General features: G+C 74.0%; 1 protein-coding gene. It reads left to right on the top strand.

Features of this window, described 5'->3' with window-relative positions; all coding sequences use genetic code 11:
• Positions 1-7: 7 nt before the first annotated feature.
• Positions 8-19,957 (top strand): DUF6531 domain-containing protein, encoded by a 19,950-nt coding sequence (locus BFV98_RS01005; protein ID WP_071094452.1) that lies wholly within the window; start codon positions 8-10, stop codon positions 19,955-19,957.
• Positions 19,958-19,996: the final 39 nt, after the last annotated feature.

Below are 19,996 nucleotides of genomic sequence, written 5' to 3'. Positions count from 1 at the left end.
GTAGGACATGCCCGACTTCCACATCCCCAACGACCCGCAGTGGCAGTGGGCGTACGACCTGATCCTCGTCGCCGTCGGCGAGGAGTACCCGAAGGCCGACCCCGCCGCCCTGCGGGCCATGGGCGACGAGCTGTACGCGCTCAGCAGCACCATCCTCAACGGGATGGGCGCGACCGCCAACCTCGGCTACGGGCTGGCCGGGAGCCTGTCCGGCCCGGCGATGGACGCGTTCCAGCAGTACCAGGTCGGTATCACCAAGAACGTGCCGGCCGGCGGCAACATCGCGCTGGCACTGGGCGGCTCGGCCTACAACTTCGCGCTGGACTCGGAGAACACCCAGTACAACATCGTCATCGCGGCCTTCACCCAGGTCGTGGAGATCGCCATCGCGCTGGCCTCCGGCTTCGGCGCCGCAGCGGTGCCCGCCCTGATCAAGATCGGTCAGGAGATCGTCGGGGCGCTGATCAGCCTGTTCCGCCAGCGCCTGCGCAACATGCTGATGCGGCTGGCCTGGGAGGCGTTCCAGGAGGGCCTGGAGGAACTCTGGCAGAGCGCCGCCGCCCAGGTCACGCAGATCATCGAGGGCAACCGCAAGTCCCTGGACTACAAGGACCTGGCGATGGCGTTCGCCGGAGGCGCGTTCATCGGCGCGGGCGTCAGCGGCGTGCAGATGATCGGCGGCAAGTTCTTCCCGAAGATCAACAACAGTGTCCTGTCGCGGGAAGGGCTGTCGGCACTCGCCGAGACGCTGTTCGAGGGCCTGTTCACCATGATGGTCGGCGGCGGCGGCTTCAACCCGTGGGCCACCATGACGTCGTCGATGATCGGCGGAATGGCCCACCACTACGCCACTGTGGTGGGCCAGAGCTACGGCCCGGGCGCCGGTGCCGGCGCGCCACCGCCGACGATCGAGACGAAGAACCTCACGACCACCGCGCCCACGCCTCCTCCCACGGCCGTGGACGGACCACCCGTGCCCCCACCTGTCGGCTCCTCCGCCGGTCCAGGCAGTCAGGGCGGCGGCCCGGGTCCGCAGCCCTCGGGCGGCCCGGTCGCCGGAGGCGGTGCCGGTCAGGGGTCCGGCCCGGGCGACACCGGGGGTCAGGGGCCGGCGCATCAGGGCTCCGGCGACCAGGGCCCGGGCAACCAGGGCACCGGTCAGGGCAGCGCCGGAAGCACCGCTCCGGGCAGCCAGTCTCCTGGGGGCCAGACCGCGGGCGGCCAGACCACGGGTGCTCAGACCCCGGGCGGTCAGACCTCCGGGGGCCAAAGCGCTGGCGGTCAGACCGCAGGCGGCCAAACTGCGGGCGGTCAGACCCCGGACACTCAGACTCCGGGCGGCCAAACCGCGGGAGGTCAGACTCCGGGCGGCCAAACCGCGGGAGGTCAGACCGCGGGCGGTCCAGTCGCGGATGGTCAGACCGCCGGTGGTCAGGTCCGCGACGGGTCGCAAGCGGGCGTATCGAACGGCAGCGCGAGCCCCGACGGCGTCGGAGGTCAGACCCCGAGCGGGCCCGGCACGGCCGGTCCGGGCGTCGGCGCCGACCCGCGTGGGGTCGGCGGGGTCGCCACGGGGCCGGGCCCGGCCGCAGGCGGCGAGGCCACGGCACCGCGCGCCGACTCCATGGGTACGCCGGGCGGCAACCCGGCGAGCACCGGCACCGGTACGCCCACGACCGGCACCCCGGCAGCGGGCGCCGACGTCGCCGCGCCCTATGGCGGCGGACTTCCCGGTTTCGACACTCCGACGTCGAGCGGCGGAACAGCCGGTGCCGACACCCCGGCACCCGTGACCTCGCCCGCCACCACTGCCGGCCCGGTGGCCGTCCCGGCCGACCCCGCACCGTCCACCGCCACACCGAGCGCAGGCACACCGGCAACCACCACGCCAGGCACAGCCACGCCGGGCACCGCCGCACCGACGACCACCGTCACCGCGAGCACCACCGCACCGCCCACTGCCGTCACGCCGAGCACAGCCGCACCGAGTACCGGCACCGGCACCCCGTCTGCGAGCACGCCGTCGACCAGCCCACCGACCAGCGCGCCGAGCACCGGCACGTCGACCACGAGCACCCCGGCCACCGGTACGCCGTCGTCGAGTTCGACCACCAGCGGCCAGCCGACCGCTCCCCCACGCGGCGTCGCCGGGGCCGCGCCCCCGCCACCGATGGCGCCCGTCGACGGCATCTCGGTCGACGGCCCGGCCGTGGTCGACGGCCCGGCCGTGGTCGCCTCCCCGGCCACCGATCCGGGTGTCGGCACGCCGTCCACAGGGGAGCAGGCGGTCGCGGTACCAGGCCCGACCACCGACGCCGCATCGAGCGACGTCCACTCGGACGCCTCGGTGGACGCCACCGCCGACACGGTGGCGGAACACGCCACGGACACGAGCGCCGTCGGCACCGCACCGACGCCGGACGGACCGACGGCAGGACAGGGCGACACCGCCGAACCGACGCCGGACGGGTCGCGAAGCGTGCAAGCGCCGCCGCTCGCCGTCGCGGACCCTGCCACGCCCAGCCGGGCCGAGCGGAGCCCGCAGTTCCGGCAGGCCAAGGCGAGCGCGGAACCGAAGCGGCTGCGCACCGAGCGGTACGTGCCCTGGAAGGACACCGTCGTCCCCGGCACGCACCTGCTGCGCGGCGAGATCACGACTATCGACTTCACCACCCGGGAGTTCACCGCCGACGGCAGGGACTACCGGTCGTTCGACGTACACCTGGATCTGGTCTCGAAGAACGACCAGATGTCCCCCCGGGAGTTGCGGGACTTCGCGGAGACGGTGCAGCGCACAGTCGACGACATGGTCAACGGCCGGTACACGCTGCCCGACGGCCGGCTGCTGCACATCGACCTGGTCGTCGACACGCCTCCGTGGCGCGACGGTATGACCCGCGACTGGCAGGCGGATCCGCGCCGCAACCCGCCGGTCGAGGTGACCTCGGAGACCGGGGTGAGCACCGACCAGCACCTGTGGAACACCGGGGACCGTCTCTCGGTGATGGTGCACGAGGTGATGCACTACCTCGGGGCCAAGGAGGGTCACCAGGCCCCCGAGCACCTGTTCACCACAGTCGACCGTCCCGGGGTGATGGGCGTCGACGTCGGCGCCCTGCCGACGTCGTCGGAGCAGGCCGCGACCTCGACCGGGCCGGTCGACTATCTCACCGCGCAGGATCTGGCGACGATCCACGACGCCGCGCTGACCGCCGGCCCGGTGCGCGACCTGCCGGTGCCGCAGACGGCGCACGACCAGACGCCGGACCCGCGTCCGAATCCGCAGATCCCGTCCCGCGCCCCGGCCCCGCCACCGCCGCCGCCACCACCGCCCGGCGTGACGGGCATGCCGCCACCACCGCCACCGCCACCCGGTATGCCGGGCATGCTCCCGCCGCCACCGCCGCCGGGCATGCCGCCACCACCCGGCATGCCGCCACCGCCGTCGGCCGGTCCCACGACTCAGGCCGTCGACCTGACCCCGACGGACCTCTCACCCGCCACGCTGCGGCACCGTGACCCGAGGCCCTCGCCCACCCCCGTCGGCCAGAGGCTGAACGAGAAGTACGGCGTCGTGCACGTCGTGGACCAGGGGTCACCCGGCGTGGGACACCAGGCCGCGACGGTCGCGATGCTCGACGGGCTGGCCGCCACCGGCTACCGGGGCACGGTCGTGCTGACCTATCCCGGCAACAAGACGCCCTTCTACGCCGAGCAGCTCGGCCGGCAGGAGGAGTTCGAGACACCGGCGGGCTCGTACGACCTGTTCCACCGGGAGTGGACCGGCCACCGCGGTGGGATGGACGTCGTCATGCGACCGCAGGGGCCGCCCGGCACCAATGAGAAAGCCTGGAAGACGACGGACTGGCCCGGCGCGCCACGGGCCAAGGCGTGGCAGGTGGACCGGCAGAAGGGTTTCCGGGAGCAGAAGATCCGCGAGCAGGGCAACACCCAGAGCCTGCGCATGGGCGAGCTCGCCACCCGCCTGCTCCCTGAGGGCGACGTGCTGACGGTGCTGCCGGCTGTCGACGTACCGAAGAACGACGACGGCTCGGAGTGGACCGCGGAGCAGAAGCGGGAGTGGTTCCAGCAGGCGTGGGCCGGTCCGCTGCGCGACGCCGCCCGTGGCAGGGACCACGACGTCGTCACGCTCCAGCCGTTCCTGTGGGACCAGTTTCCCCGGCAGGTCCGCAGCACCACCGGGACGGTCGAGGCGGAACTCGACGAGACCTCGACCGGGGTGCCGTCCTACCGTCGCCCGCCGCCCTCCACCCGGCCGGCCGCCCGGGACGTCATCACCGCCACCGGGATCCCCGGGGCCGACGACCTCGCGGCAGTGGTCGACGACGACGCCACCGACGTGGTGCTCGTCTACTACGGCGACACGCCTGACACTCCTCCGCACCAGGAGGTCGTCGACCGGCTGGCCGCCGCCGCCCGGCCCGGCCGGAAGACCGTCGTCCTGGTGCTCGGCGACAGCGAACGCGGCTTCACCACGAGCAACGCCGACGTCCACGTCGCGGCACTGCCCCGTGTCACACCGGAGCAGATGGCCGGGCTCCGCGACCGCGCCACGCTCGTGGTCACCGAGGGCGCGAACACATGGCAGGAGTCGCTCGCGGAGGGCAGGCCCACGCTCTCCGTGACCGGCTCCGAGGGTGACACCAGGCCGTGGCGCAACGAGCCGGCGTCGGTCCGGAACGACGACGCCGCCCGGGGCGGCCATGACCGGCTCGTGGTGGCGTCGGAGTACCTGCGGCACGGCGGCGACCCCGCCACGGTGCGGGACTTCGTCCAGGACGACGACGGCGGTGTCCGCACGTACTTCGACGGATGGCGGGACGCGCTCGGCCAGACCGGCTCCGACCAGGTCGACCAGGCCCTCGCCACGGTCACCGGCCTGCCGCTGGACCCGGACGCCCGCCCGCGCACCGACGCCGCGCCCGGCGCTCCCCCGGCCGACAACACCCTGCGCGTCCCGGGAGTCCTGCCGGACCGGTTCCCCACGCCCAAGACCCGCGACGAGATCGCCCGGGCACGCGCCGAGCAGCACGACACCGCGCCACGGCGGATCGCGCACACCAGCGCGTACGACGTCATCGACCGTGGGCCCCATCCCGACACCCGCGTGCCCGACGTGGTCGCCCGCTCGTACGAGCAGGCCGGCCTGACCGTTCCGGCGGGCGACCGGCCCCGCCTGCGCCTCGACGCGGTGGACAACCGCATCGCGTACGACCATCGGGTGCTGGACCTCGGCGACCGCAACGTGCAGGACTTCACGGTCAAGGTCTTCCTGGACCCCCGGGACGACGCGGCGGCGGATGCCCGGCCGGACGTGGAGACCCGGGTACGCGACGCGGTCGACGCGATCTACAACCAGGGCTTCCGGATCGGCGCCGATCAGCTCAACGTCACAGTGGAGTTCGTGACCCGGCCGAGCGAGGCACACGCAGTCGTGGCGCTGCACGGCTCTCCGTCACCGACCACCCAGACCACCTGGTCGACGCACTCCTCCGACCTCGACCTCGCGCACGAGATCGGGCACTTCCTCGGTCTGCGCGACGAGTACTCGGTGGCGGACCGCGCCCTGGACGGCACCTTCGTCCAGGGCGACAACTCGCTGATGGCGACCACCACGCGGCAGCCCGGCAACGATCCGCGGTTGCTGGCGCGCAACGTCCACCGGATCGCCGGTCAGCAGCGCGACGTGCTCTCACCCGACCGTGGCGGGTTGCCGCCCCGGACGGCGCCGGTCCGGTTCGAGCCGGTACGGGTGCCCGGCGGCCGCAACGCACGGTTCGACGAGCTGACCCGGCACACCCGCGACGTCGGTCCGGGCAACTACCGGAAGGAGACTGCCGACCTCAAGGACGACGGCGCGCCGATCGGGTTCGTCGTCAACTCGATGCTGCCCGCCGACGACGTCGACCAGATCCCCGAGGTGGTCCGTGCCGTCACCGAGGGACTCGCCCCGGGCACCACAGTCGCGTTCGTCTTCGGCGTCAACACCACCGCCGAGGTGCCCGACCTCGCCTTCCGGGACGCGGTCGCCCGGGCCGCCCGGCTCGCCGAGGGCCTCGACGTGCCGGTGGCGGTCAACGGCTACGCGGTCGGCACGAAGAACGGGAAGTTCCCGTACGGCCGCACCCGCAACCAGGTGCTCCGCGACCCCGACACGGTCGCCGCGATCCAGGGCCTCGCGCAGGGCGGTCCGGACGGCGAGGCCCGGCGCTACCCGTACGTGTCGATCCAGGACTTCGACAGGGGTGCCCGGACGACGGCCGACGGCACCCACGTGTTCGACCGCATCGACAGCCGGACCCGCTTCGACCCGGACGCGACCGGACCGCAGGACGAGCCACCGGCCCGGCCCATGATGATCTCCGGCGGATACCGCGTCGGCGACACCGAGGAGCTGATCCGGCGTACCCGGGAACGGCTGGAACGACGCGCACGCGACCACCGGGCGAGGATCGCCGGCCTCCCCGCGGGCAGCGAACGCACGACCGAGCAGCAGAAGCTGGCCGCCGTGCGCAACGGCCTCGCCAAGCTCGACACGCAGGCCGGGCGGGACGCCTTCGTCCGGGACTTCACCACAGCCGTGGACGAGGACATGCGGTCCCGGGACCGGCAGGCCACGGTCCACCCGATGCTGCCGTACTCGCCGGAGCCGAACCTGTTCGTCGACGGCCTGCTCACCCTGGGCCGGCCCGAGGTCCGGTTCGGCGACGCGGGCGCGGAGTTCCTCCTGCTGGCCGAGAGCCTGCACCGGGCGTACGGCGAGGAGCTTGCCGTCGCCCACGGCGCGGCGACGCCGGCCGGTCTGCCGGCGGACGTCCTCACCGTCGACGTCCAAGTCGACTCGCAGAACAACAGGCATCCCGACCGCGACCTGGCCTTCATGACGGACTTCGTGGGCGCCGCCACGCCCACCGACCTGTCCCGGCTCGCGGCCGACTTCGCCGTCGGCAACTTCCTGCCGCAGTCGCACGCCGTGCCGACGAACGTCAACCGGCAGCTGTTCTACACCGAGGGCACCGGCTTCAAGGAGTACCGGGCCGAACTGCGCAGGCCGGACCTCGCCGCCCCGAAGCCGTTCGCCGCGCCCACCGACGTGGTGCCCGGCCCGTCGTGGACGTGGCAGCAGACGCTCACGCCGCAGCAGCTGCGGCAGCTCGGCGCGCAACCACACAACAGGTACGTCACCGCCGTCTCGCTGCCGGCGCCGGACACCACCACGGCGCCGGACGTCCCACCCGAGTTCGACCCCGACCTGGACCCGGCACGGCCGGCCCGGACCGTGGGCCTGCCGGACAGCCAGCGCCTCGTCGCCGCGCACCTCGTCGCGACGTCGAACGACTCCGGGACCATCCAGCAGGAGTTCGCCGCCGCCACCGCCGTCGCCGACCGTGGCGGGCTCGACCGGCACTCCGGCTCCCTCTACGACGCGATCGCCGCCGCGCTGCCCGACGGTGACGCCGACGCCCTGCGGATGAGCACGCTGCACGCCGGCCGGGACACGATGAGTCTCGACGAGGCCGCGGCGATGCGGCAGCGCAACCCGTACGACAACGGCCACTTCGTCCGGGCCGTACTCGCCCCCGACCCCGGGGGGCAACGCCGCGACACGCCGGTCGACGACGCCGAACGGCAGCGCATCGCCAACGCGCACGACGTGGTCGAGTTCGCCGCCGCCCGCGGCACCCGGGTGCACCTCGTCGTGTACGACGACCCGGCCGGGACGCCGCGCGACTACCCGGTGGTCGGCGCCCGGCCGCGTGGACGGCTGGAGCTGCTCCGCACGATCGACCCGTCGGGTCACGTCACCTACGCACGCCATGTGCCACCTCCGTCGGCCCCGGCGAGCGACAGCGACAGTGACAGCGATTCCGGCGGCTTCGACCTGTTCGGCGACGACGACGGCTACGGAGGCTTCGACGGCGGCTTCGACGGCGGCTTCGACGACGACAGAAGCGACGACAGCGACGACGGTCTCGCCACGTCCACGCCGGCCGACGACCCGGCCACCCGGTCGGCCGCCGACGACACCACCACCGCAGAAGAGACCGCCGCAGAAGAGACCACCGCCGCGGAGGACACCGCGGGCGGGACGTCGTCGGCCACCGGGACCACCGCGCCGCTGCCGTCGCCCGACGCGGTACGCCGGGGCCTGCCCTCCTACCTGCGGGAAAGCCGCACCCTCGGCCTCGCCGAACAGTTGCGCGCCACCGAGAACGCGGCGCTCGGCGCGGCGCTGCGGACCCTCGACCCCGGCCTGTCCGACGACGTGGTCGCCGCCGTGGAGGCGGACAGCCGCGACGACGTGGACCAGTTCCTCGGCGAGGGCCGCCCGTACCCGGTCACGATCGACGGGCGGCCGGCCGAGCTGCGGGTCACCGCCGTCCTCGACTGGGACGCGCTCACAGTGGACCGGGCCCACGACGACCCGCGCAAGGTCTCCGCCAAGAACCGGGAGAACCTCACCCACACGCTGCGCCACAACCGGGACCGGCGGGTCGAGCCGAAGGTGACAGTCACCGCGATACCCGGTGTCGTCGTCGGGATCGGCGGGTCGGTGCCGACGGCGCCCACCACCGAGCACTCCGCCGCCCACAAGGACACGTACACGTCCACCACCACTGTCAAGGTCACCGGGCTGACCGAGGTGACGGTGCCGATCCGGTTCGTCGCAAGGCTCGTGCGGCCCGGCCGTCCCGCCGTCGACCCGGTCGAGACCTCCGGCAGCGTCGCTCTCGCCGTACACACGGGGTTGCGGACGGCAGACGCGACAGCGCCGGCCGCCGCGGACCGTGCGCTCGGCGCGCCCGTGCCGGCCCGGTTCGGGGTGGAGAGCGTACGCAGCCGGCCGGCCGATCCGGGCGCCACGTTCTTCGACCAGGTGGAGGCGATCCTTGCCGAGGACGGCATGGCCGACCTCGTGCGGATCGGCGCGCCCGGCCGCCCGGTGATGCAGAAGCTGCTCAGCGACGCGACGTTCTCCGGCAGCCTGCCGGCGATGGTGGTCACCGACCCGGCGAACGTCCACGACGGCTGGGTCCGGTCGGGTTCGCTGCCGCGCGCCGCGCGCAGCGGCTGGCGGCGTTTCTTCCCGGGCCGCGCCCGGCAGGTCGAGGTCCGCCTGGTCGCCCGGCACGTCGAGGAGGTGGAGCGGGTCGACGGGCTCACGCACGTCGACACGTCCGCGCTCGCCGCCGAGAGCACGAGCGCCGCCGCCACCAAGCGGCAGTGGGGGGTGTGGGGCCTCGCCGGCGCCGGAGTGGACGCCGCGCCGCTGAGCCTGGTCGTCGGGCCGCGCGTCGGCGGCGGCCGGGAGCGTGGCGCCACCCGGACGATCACCGAGCGGACCGGCGGCAAGCAGACGGTGACGGGCACCGCGCCCGGCGTCCGGTACCGGGTCGAGTACGGCGTCCAGGTGCGCGTCCTGGGCCGCGCGCCGCGGATGCTGTCCGGTTCCGTCGACGCGCTCCAGTGGACCACCGGCGACCGGCTGCCCGGCACCGCCCTCGACCCGGACGGCCGGGAGTGGCGCGGACGGCGCGGCACCGACCGGACCCACTTCGCACCGGCGCGCATCGAGCGGGGCGAGTCGTTCGGCGGCGCGTACCTGACCCGGGTCGGCGACCGGAGCCTGTACGAGACGGTCGCCGACGCGGTGCGGTCGGTGCCCGGTCACGACCGGTTCCGCCTGGCCACCCGCGACGAGACGCTGCGGCACTTCGGCGACCAGCAGCTCGCCGACGGGCTGACCCCCGAGCTTCAGGCGGCACTGACCCGGGCCACCGACCTGCGCACGCAGCTCTCCCCCGACCAGCTGCGCCACCTGGCGGACCGGATCGTCGGTCCGGGGTTGAAGATCCCGCTGATCCGTACCGGCACGTTCCACGACCACGTCACGGTGGTGACGATCAAGGGCAGCCTCGGCGAGGTGTCCGACGGCGACCTGCTCGACCACGACAAGATCGGCACCGCCGCCAAGCGGACCGCCAGGTCCACAGTCACCAGCGCCCGCGACGACAGCCGGTCGGCCGAGCTGAGCCTGGAGCCACGCATCCTGGGTCCGCTCGGTCAGGCCGCCTCGACGCTGCTCGGCGGACCGCGCGCCGCGGTCACCTGGGGCACCACCGACGAGAGCGCCGTCACCGGCGGGCAGTCCACCGAGAGCGACCACGGGCCGGCGCTCGACGACGAGGGCAAGCCCACCGGGGTACGGCTGCGCGAGTTCGCCGCCACCCTCGACCTCACCGTCACCACCACGTCCACGGTGCGGGTCAACCAGGCGGGCCGGCAGCTGTCGTTCGGGGCGTACGGGCGGGACGTGCCCACCGTCGTAGCCGCATCAGAGCAGCGCCCCCGCACGCACCGCCTCGACGTGCGCATGCTCGTCCCGGAGTCGCGGGTCTCCCGGCAACGCCCCGGCGCGGAGCCCAGCCCGGTCCCCCGCGACGTGGAGACCATGGCGTACCCGCCGCCGCTGAGCCGGATGACGGGCGGCCCGCACGATCTCGACGGACGCCGGGTGGAGTCGTTCGTCGGCGCCGACCGGTTGCAGGACGCGGTGGTCGAGACGCTGCGCGAGGCGAGCCGGGACGACGTCTACGCCGCCGAGGACGGCCGGATCTCCACTGTGGTCGCCGACGAGCTGTCGCCCGAGCGCCTCACCGGTGACGCCGAGCTGTTCAGCCGCCCGCTGGCGCTGAGCAACCTGTGGCACGGCCGCCGTGCCGCCGACGCCCGCGCCGACGTGCGGGTACGGCTGCGCCCGACCAACCCGGCGGTGCTCGACGGCGCCGAGTTCGCGCGCGTCAAGCGGACCTTCGCCAGCGGCACCGCCCGCAAGACCACCGACGCGCGGGCGATCGAGGTGAGCGTCTCCGGCACCGGCGTCGCGTCGGTCAGCGGGCCGGTCGCCGACCACGGCGGCAGCACCGGCCGGCCCGGGGGCGCGGTCATCCTGTCCGTCACACCGTGGCGGCGGGCGTGGGGCCGGATCAGCGAGCGCAGCGCCTCCGGGGTCTCCAAGCTGCGTCTCGGCGGCGGCCGGGCCGAACGCGAGCTGCTGGTGCGGGTGGACGTCGAGGCCGAGGTGGTCGCCGAGGCCCGGCACGACAGCAACCTGCGTCCGCTGGGCCGCTGGCCCGGCACACCGGCCCGGCGGGCCGGCCGGCGGCTCACCCTGCCCGGCGCTGTCGTCATGCGGATGACACCGGCGGAGCTGAAACGACTCCAGGACCGCGACCGCGCCCGCCGGCACGGCACCGCCGACGTGCGGCTGCACCTGCGGCACGCCGAGAACGCCGAGACGCTCCGTGCCGAGCAGCGCGAGCAGCTCGCCCGGATGGCGCGCGAACAGGCCACGGAACTCGGGAACCTGCTGCGGCGGCAGCACACCGACCTGCGTGACGTGCATGCCTACGTGGACCGGGTCCGGCGGGACCGCCGCGTCAGCCGGGCGGGCCGGCAGCTCGCCGACGACTACCTGGCCGATCTCCAGGAACGCCACCGGCGCGAACGCGAGGATCTGGCCGCGGCGCACGAGGTGGCCACGGACGCGCTGCGGACGGCGCAGGAGCGGGAGCGGGCCGAGCAGGCCGAACAGCAGCAGCGGGAACGCGACCTGGTACGCGAGGCACAGCAGCGGCAGAACGAGGACGCCGCGGGCCCCGGCGCACCGGCCCACGCGGCACAACCGGAGTTCCGGGCCGGACCGGAACGGTCCCTCGGCATCGGCGGCGTCACCACCCACATCGACCTCACCGATCGCATCCCGCACCTGCGGCGTGCCCTGGCGCGGGAGTCGAGCGAGGACCTCGCCCAGGCGATCCTGCCGTCCACCCGGGACCGCGGCCCGGACGACCCGGTCCGAGGGCTCGGCAGCACCGGTTTCCTCGGCGCCGCCCACCTGCACCTGGCCGACGCGCTCAACGGCGGCCGGAGCGAGACGGTACGGCTGGAGCGGCGTTTCCGGGGCGCCACGTACGACGTCACGCTCACCGCCGAGCCGGTGGGCGAGCCGAGCTTCACCGGCATCGACCTGGTCGACGAACTGTCCGTCACCGACCGCGCGGTCGTCGGCGAGGCGCAGACCCGCACGACGTCGCGGACGGCGGCGCAGATCACGTTGACCGGACGTGCGCAGGGCACCGAGACCGACCGGGTTCAGGACGACGCCACCCGCACCACCGGGCACGGCCCGGCCTCCGGCACCGTCGCCGCCGGTCTCACCGGCACCGCCGCCCTCGGCAACCAGGCCACCAAGGCGATCGAGCGCACCGGCCGCACGTACGAGCAGTCGCTGACCGTGTCCGGCCCGGTGCCCACGTACCGCGGGCCGGTCCGCCTGACCGTCACCGTCACCGGGCGCGGGCTGCCCGAGGGCGGCGTGTCGGTCCACGCGGTCCACGACGTCACCACGTACTCGGCGACCGAGGGCAGAAAGCTGGCCGTGTCCGGCCCGGTCACACCGGTTGCCGCCGGGCAGACCACCGACGAGGGCCGGCGGCGATGGCGCGAGGAGGCCGGCTTCGACCGGCTGCCCGAGCCGGGCCGGTTCGCCGTCGAGGACGTCCTGGTCGACCTGCCCGGCCTGCACGATGCGGCGCGGCAGGCGCTCGTCGCCTCCGGCGCCGCACCCGGCAGGGACGTCGACGCGGCGCTGCGCGACACACTGACCGTGAGCCGGATCAAGGCGTTGCCGGCGATGCTGAACGGCGCGTTCCCGCTGCCGATGCCGGCCGGGCTGGGCCGCGACCTGTTCCTCGACGCCCGGCTGGTGGCCCGCCCGAAGCTCCTGCGCGCGGACGCCACGGTGAAGATCGGCGGCTCGGCGAAGCGCGCCGCGGACACCGAGTACGAGCAGACCGCCGGACGTTCGTTCGCGCTGAAGACGGCCGGGCCGCTCGTCGTCGGCGGCGTCGGCCATCCGGGCGGCGCGAGCCGGGTGGGCGAGCGGCAGGACTTCGCCGCCGTCAACGCGGCCACACTGGTCGAGCAGCAGCTCTACCGGACCGACCCGGGCGCCCAGGTGAAGGACGAGGGCAAGGTCTCGGTCAGCACGACCGGCAAGCCGGCCCGGCGCACCGACCCGGACGACAAGCTCACCGCCGCGGTCGAGTACGACGTCGAGTTCCGTTTCGTCGCGCGTTCCCGCGACGCCGCGGGCCGGCACCGGGCCGGCACGGAGGTCCGGGTGCCCGGCGGTTTCGTGGTCCGGCTGGACGAGGCGGCGGCCCGGGACGTCATCGGCCGGGACCTCTCCCCCGGTCTGCGCGCTTCCGCGCTCGCCGTCGCCGACGCGGCGAAGAAGCTGTCGGCCGCGGCGGCCCGCCTGGACGGCCTGGCCTCCCGGACGGACGCGGACGCCGACGCCGTCGCCGAGGCCGAGCAGTCCGTGACGGAGGCCGAGAACGCCTGGTGGGACGCCTACCGTGCGCACGAGGCCGAGGTGGCCCCGCCACCACCGGCCCCGGCTCCGCCGGTGGACGTGCCCGCCGCCGAGGTGGCCACGCCCACCGCGCAGGCCCCTGTGGTCGGCGACCCGGTCGACGTCACCACCGGCCGGGTCCTCTACACCGAGGTCGACGCCCGCCTGCCGGGGCTCACCCTGGAACGGACCCACCGCTCCGACTACCGGTGGGGCCGCTGCTTCGGCCCGGCCTGGGCCTCCACGCTGGACCAGCGCGTCGTCACCGACGACACGTACGCGCGGTTCCTGGCCGCCGACGGCTCGATCCACACGTACCCGATGCCGGCCGAGGGCGACGAGGCGCTGCCGGTCGCCGGCCCCGGCGGGCCGCTGCGCCGGCTGGCCGGCGGCGGCTGGCTGCTCACCGAGCCGGGCCGGTCGCTGCTGTTCGCGCCCGCCGACGCCCACGGCGACTCCTGGCTCACCGACGTGGTCACCGACCGCACCGGGTGGCGGATCGAACGCTCCGCCGACGGCACGCCCCACCTGCTGCTCTCCGCGTCCGGCCTGGTCGTGGTGCCGCACCTGACCGGCGGCCTGGTCGTCGGCGCACACGTCCGCGCCGCGGGCGACAGCGCAGTCGACGCGGTCCACCTCCCCTCCTTCGGCTACGACGACAGGCGGCGCCTGGTCGAGGTCCGCAACTCCTCCGGCCACGAGACGCGGCTGCGCTACGACGAGGCGGGCCGGCTCGTGCGCTGGCAGGACCGCAACGGCGAGTGGTTCGGCTACGACTACGACGAGGCGGGCCGCTGCGTCCGGGCCGGCGGCGGCGGTGACGTCCTGCGCTACTCCCTGCGCTACGACGACGGCGTCACGCACGTGACGAACTCGCTGGGCGAGGTGACCCGGTACGAGTTCGATGAGCGCCACCTGGTCACCGCGATCGTCGACCCGCTGGGCGCGACGGTCCGGCAGGAGTGGGACACGGCGCACCGGCCGCTGTCGCGCACCGACCCGCTCGGTCGCGTCACCCGCTTCGACCACGAGGCGCGCACGCTCACCCTCCCGGACGGCTCGACCCACCCGGTCCCGCCGCGCCCGCCCGCGCACGCGGACGACATCGAGTTCGACGCGCTCGGACGGGTCCGGGCGACCCGGGCCCCGGACGGCGCGGTCACGACGTACGGCTGGACCGCCGAGGGGGATCTCGCGTGGCGGGTCCGCCCGGACGGCTCCACGCAACGGTGGTTCTACGACGGTGAAGGGAATCTGGTGGACGTCATCGACGCATCAGGGAGGGCGGTGAGCTTCGAGTACGGCCCCTTCGATCTACCCACGGCACGGGTGGATCAGGTGGGGAACCGCACCGAGTTCACGTACGACACGGAACTACGGCTCATCGGGGTGACGAATCCGGCGGGCCGGACGTGGCACTACGAGTACGACGCGGCAGGCCGCCTGTGCGGGCAGACCGACTTCGACGGCCGTATCCAGCGCTACGAGCACGACGAGGCGGGCCGGCTGGTCGCGCACACCGACGCCGCCGGCACCGTCACCCGCTACCGCTGGGACGCGCGGGGCCGGGTCGTGGAACGCCGGGTCGGCGACGCCGTCACCCGCGTCGAGTACGACGCCGACGGCCACGTGGCGGCAGTGCTCAGCCCGGACGCGCAGGTGCGGTTCACCCGCGACGCCGAGGGCCGGGTGCTGTCCGAGACGATCAACGGCCGGACGGTGCGCACCTCGTACACCGCCTCCGGCACGGTCGAGGCGCGCACCACGCCGTCGGGCCGGTCGAGCCGGTGGACGTTCGACGCCGCCGGCCGCCCGGAGAGCCTGACCGCCGGGGAGCACCTGCTCGGCTTCACCCACGACGACGCCGGCCGGGAGATCGGCCGGACCGTCGGCGGCCTGGTCGCGCTGCGGCAGACCTTCGACGCGGCCGGGCGGCTCACCGGGCAGCACATCGCCGACGCCGCCGAGCGCCGCTACACCTACGACGCCGCCGACCGGGTCACCGCGATCGCCGACTCGCTCGCCGGTGACCAGTCCTTCACCGCCGACGACACCGGCCGCGTCCGGGCCGTCGACGGCGACGTCCCGCAGCGGTACGACTACGACGAGGCCGGCAACCTGGTCGGCGCCGGTGGCGGGCGCTGGGAGTTCACCGGCACCATGCTCGTGCGCTCCGACGACGCGACGTTCTCCTACGACGCGAAGGGCCGCCTCACCGGCCGGGTCGACGACGCGGGCGCGTGGCGCTTCGAGTGGGACGCCGAGGACCGGCTGGTCCTGGCCGTCACGCCCGGCGGTGACCGCTGGCGTTACCGCTACGACGGCTTCGGCCGGCGTATCGCCAAGCAGCGTCTCGGCGACGGCGACCGGGTGCTGGAGGAGGTGTCGTTCGCCTGGTCCGGTGACCTGATGCTGGAGCAGACGCACCGCGACGCCGCCGGCGCCACCACCACGACCACGTGGGACTACCGTCCGGACGCGGCGGTGCCGGTCGCGCAGACCGACGACGGCACGCTCCGCGCGGTGATCACCGACACCATCGGCACCCCGACCCACCTGGTCGAGCCGGGCGGCGGGCTGCGCTGGTGGTCGCGGGGCGACCTGTGGGGACGCGGCGCGGACCGGACCGCGACGCCGCTGGCCTTCCCCGGCCAGTACGTCGACGCCGAGACCGGCCTGCACTACAACCGGTTCCGCTACTACGACCCGGCCACCGGCCGGTACGTCAGCCCCGATCCGCTGGGCCTGTCCGGCGGGCCGAACCCGACCGCGTACGTCAGCAACCCGCTGACCGTGGCCGACCCGCTGGGCCTGACCAGTTGCACGCCGGCTCCGACGACGCCGCACCCGCTGGCCGCTGTGGAGCCGGCGCTCGCCGCGCCCTCCGACCAGACGCCCAGCAGCCTGCCCACGAACGCGGCGCCGCCACCGCCGAGCGCGCTCTACGGCATGCCGACCTGGGTGCGGGAGGCCAGGCGCAACCCGGACGGCACCGTCACCTACGAGTACGTGCAGCGCGACACCCCGTCGCCGCCGCCGCTGAGCACACCGGTCGGGCAGGTCACCGCGCAGGCCCAGGCCTGGTTCGACACTGTCGGTTTCGCCTCGCAGACGACGCTGGCCGACACGTCCTCGACGGCGTACCAGAGCTACCAGAGCATCCGTTCCGACCTGTACGCGAGCACCGGGCACCGCCCGCGTACCGGGCCGCGCAGCAACCGGGACGGTCACTTCAACGAGCCGATGGTCGGCAACCGCCCGTACAACAACGCGGAAGGGACCGGCCTCGGCGACCGGATCGGCGCGGAGGCAGACGGCGGTCGCCGGACCGCCGGCCAGATCGCGAACTACCTCCGTGGGTTCACGGCGCTGGACTCCATCACCAGCGCCGCCGGCCGGGAGTTCGCCACCGTGGTCACATTCGCGGAGCAGGCCCGTGGCTACGCCCAGGAGCGCCACGAGGCGGCGAACGCGCTCCAGGAGATCCACTCACTGGCGAGGAGCGAACGCGCACAGCACTACTGGGAGAACGTCGGTCACTGGTACGGCCCCGCCCGTCGTGGCTACGCCAGCGAGGAGGACTACGTTCCGCCGTCGCAGCGGCCCCGGCCCGATCAGCTGATCACCGGTACACGCAGGCCGCAGCGGACCACGACGCACGCGTTCGCCGTCGACGGCGAGCCGAGCGGCAGCCGTGACCGCAGCGACCGGTCGCGCAGCCCGCGGGACCGGAGCCGCCCCAGCGGCAGCAGCCACCGGCGGGGCCGTCGCCAGGAGTACGGCTTCCAGGGGCAGCAGACCGGCCCGGTCAGCATCGGCACCGCCTCTGCCGCGACGCAGGCGGACACCACGACGCCGCTGGCCGAGCAGCTGGCAGCGGCGCAGGGCGACCCGCAGGCACAGAACCGGATCCTCGACACCTTCCGGGACGCGCTGTCCCGGGACGTCCCGTTGAGCAACGGGTCGACGTTGCAGATCATGGCGGCGAACTCGCACGGCGGCACGGCCAACACCGCCGCCGACCTCGAGACGCTCAACGACGCGGACCGGCGGCACCTGCGGCAGATCCACCAGTCCCGCGACGCCGGCAACCAGAACGACTGCATCACGCTCACGATGGCGGTCGACAGCTACAAGCAGTCCGGGCTGATCACCCAGATCCCGTCGCAGACGCAGCCGAGGGAGCTGAGCGACCTCCAGAAGCAGTACCCGGGGCGCACCACCGAGGAGGTCGGCACCCTCCAGGGGCTGGTGGACGCGCTCGGCGCCATGCCGAACGGCACCAACGGCATCGTCGGCTTCCGCACGGGCGGCCCCGGCACCGTCGGCCACGTGGTGAACGTGTCGAAGGACTCGCGGGGCCGGGTGACGTTCGAGGACTCGCAGGTGCCCGGTCTGGCGACGCTGCCGCAGATCGGACCGGACGGCTCTGTCGTCCTGATCCGGACCAGCGACCCGGTGCCCGGCCCGTCCAGCGACGTGGACATGGCCTCGGTCCGCGACGCCGACAGCGACGTCGACATGGCCTCGGTCCGCGACAGCGACTCCGACGTGGACATGACGGACTTCTCGCCGACCACCGAGACGTTCGCCGGGGTGGCGCCCGAAGCGGTGGCGAAGACCACCGCGGAGACGCCGACCGTGGGTGACCCGATCGACGTCACCACCGGCCGGATGATCCTCACCCACACCGACGCCGTCATGCCGGGGCTCACGCTGGAGCGGACCTACCGCTCCGACTACCGGTGGGGCCGGTCGTTCGGCCGGGCCTGGGCCTCCACGCTCGACCAGCGGATCATCGTCGACGGCGAGCAGGTCCGGTACCTGGCCGCCGACGGCTCGCTGCTCACCTACCCGCTACCGGCGGAGGGTGAAGTGGCGCAGCCGGAGACCGGCCGGACGCTGCCGCTGCGCCGGCTGGTGGGCGGCGGGTGGCTGCTGACCGATCCGACGTCCGGCCGCAGCCTGCTGTTCGCCGCGGCGTCGCGCACCGAGTCGCTGCTCACCGACGTCACCGACGGCGGCGTCCGCTGGACGATCCACCGCGACCGCCGGGGTACGCCGACGCAGCTGCTGTCGTCCACCGGGGCCACCATCGCGTTCACCTCGTCCGCCGGACTGGTCACGATGGTCTCGCTGCCCAACGCGGCGGGTGACCTGATGGCGGCGTCGCAGTTCGGCTACGACGGCGACCTCAACCTGATCGAGGTGACGAACTCCTCGGGCGACCCCGAGCGCTTCACGTACGCCGACGGGCGGCTGGTGCGCTGGGAGGACCGCAACGGCGAGTGGTACACGTACACCTACGACGAGGCCGGCCGGTGCGTCGCCACCGACGGCAAGGGCGGCTACCTGCGCTACCGGTTCGACTACCAGCCGGGCCGTACGGTGGTGACCGACTCGCTCGGCGCGGTGCGCGTATACGAGCTCAACGACCGCTTCCAGGTGGTCGCGGAGACCGACGCGCTCGGCGCGACCACCCGTAACGTCTGGGACGAGGCGTACCGCCTGCGGTCCACGACCGACCCGCTGGGCCGCACCACCGCGAGCGAGTACGACGCGTACGGGCGGCTGGTCGCGGTCACCCGGCCGGACGGCAGCCGGTCCGTCACCACGTACGACGAACTCGGTCGTGCGGTGTCCTGGACCGACTTCGACGGCAGCACCCGCAACCGCCAGTTCGGCCCGGACGGCCTGCTGATCGCCGAGGTGGACGCCTCCGGTGAGGTGGTCCGGTACGAGCAGCCGGCCGCCGACGGCCGGGGCACGACCACCCACGTCGGACCGACCGCCGTCGTGCACGACACGGCCCGGCAGATCACCGCGGTGAGCACCGGGCAGGGCGAGACGGAGTACACCTACGACGCGCTCGGCCGCCTGTTCAGCATCCAGGACGACACCGGTCTCACCGAGTTCGGCTGGACGCTGGAGGGTGACCTGGCCTGGCGGGAGAACCCGGACGGTTCGGTCGAGGAGTTCCTCTACGACGGCGAGGGCAACCTGGTCGAGTGGGTCGACGCCACGGGCCGCCGGACGATCCGCGAGTACGGCGCGTTCGACCTGGTCACGGCCGAGATCGACGACGAGGGCAACCGCACCGAGTACGCGTACGACACCGAGCTGCGGCTGGTGCGTGTCACCAACCCGGCGGGTGCGACGTGGAGCTACACGTACGACCCGAACGGGCGGATGGTGTCCGAGACCGACTTCGACGGCCGCACCCAGCGGTACGTCTACGACGCCGCCGGGCAGCTCGTCGAGCGCACCGACGCGGCCGGCGAGGTCACGCACTACACGTACGACCTGCTCGGCCGGGTGGTGGAACGGCGCACCGGCGAGTCGGTGACGCGCATCGCGTACGACGCTGCGGGCCGGGTCGTCCCCGCCGAGGACGGCGGCTCGCAGGCCCGGCTGGAGCACGACGCCGCCGGCCGGGTGGCGAACGGCGCCACAATGTCCACCTCGTCCGGCGGTTCCCTGCCGGAACCGCACACCGCTCCAGTACCCCGGCGGTGACCCGCCGCCCGCCCCGGCCGTCACGGCGGCCGGGGCGGG

The sequence above is a fragment of the Micromonospora sp. WMMB235 genome (assembly GCF_001855515.1).
In the GTDB taxonomy this organism is placed as follows: Bacteria; Actinomycetota; Actinomycetes; order Mycobacteriales; family Micromonosporaceae; genus Micromonospora; species Micromonospora aurantiaca.
This window is presented reverse-complemented; position numbering and strand designations above follow the sequence as displayed.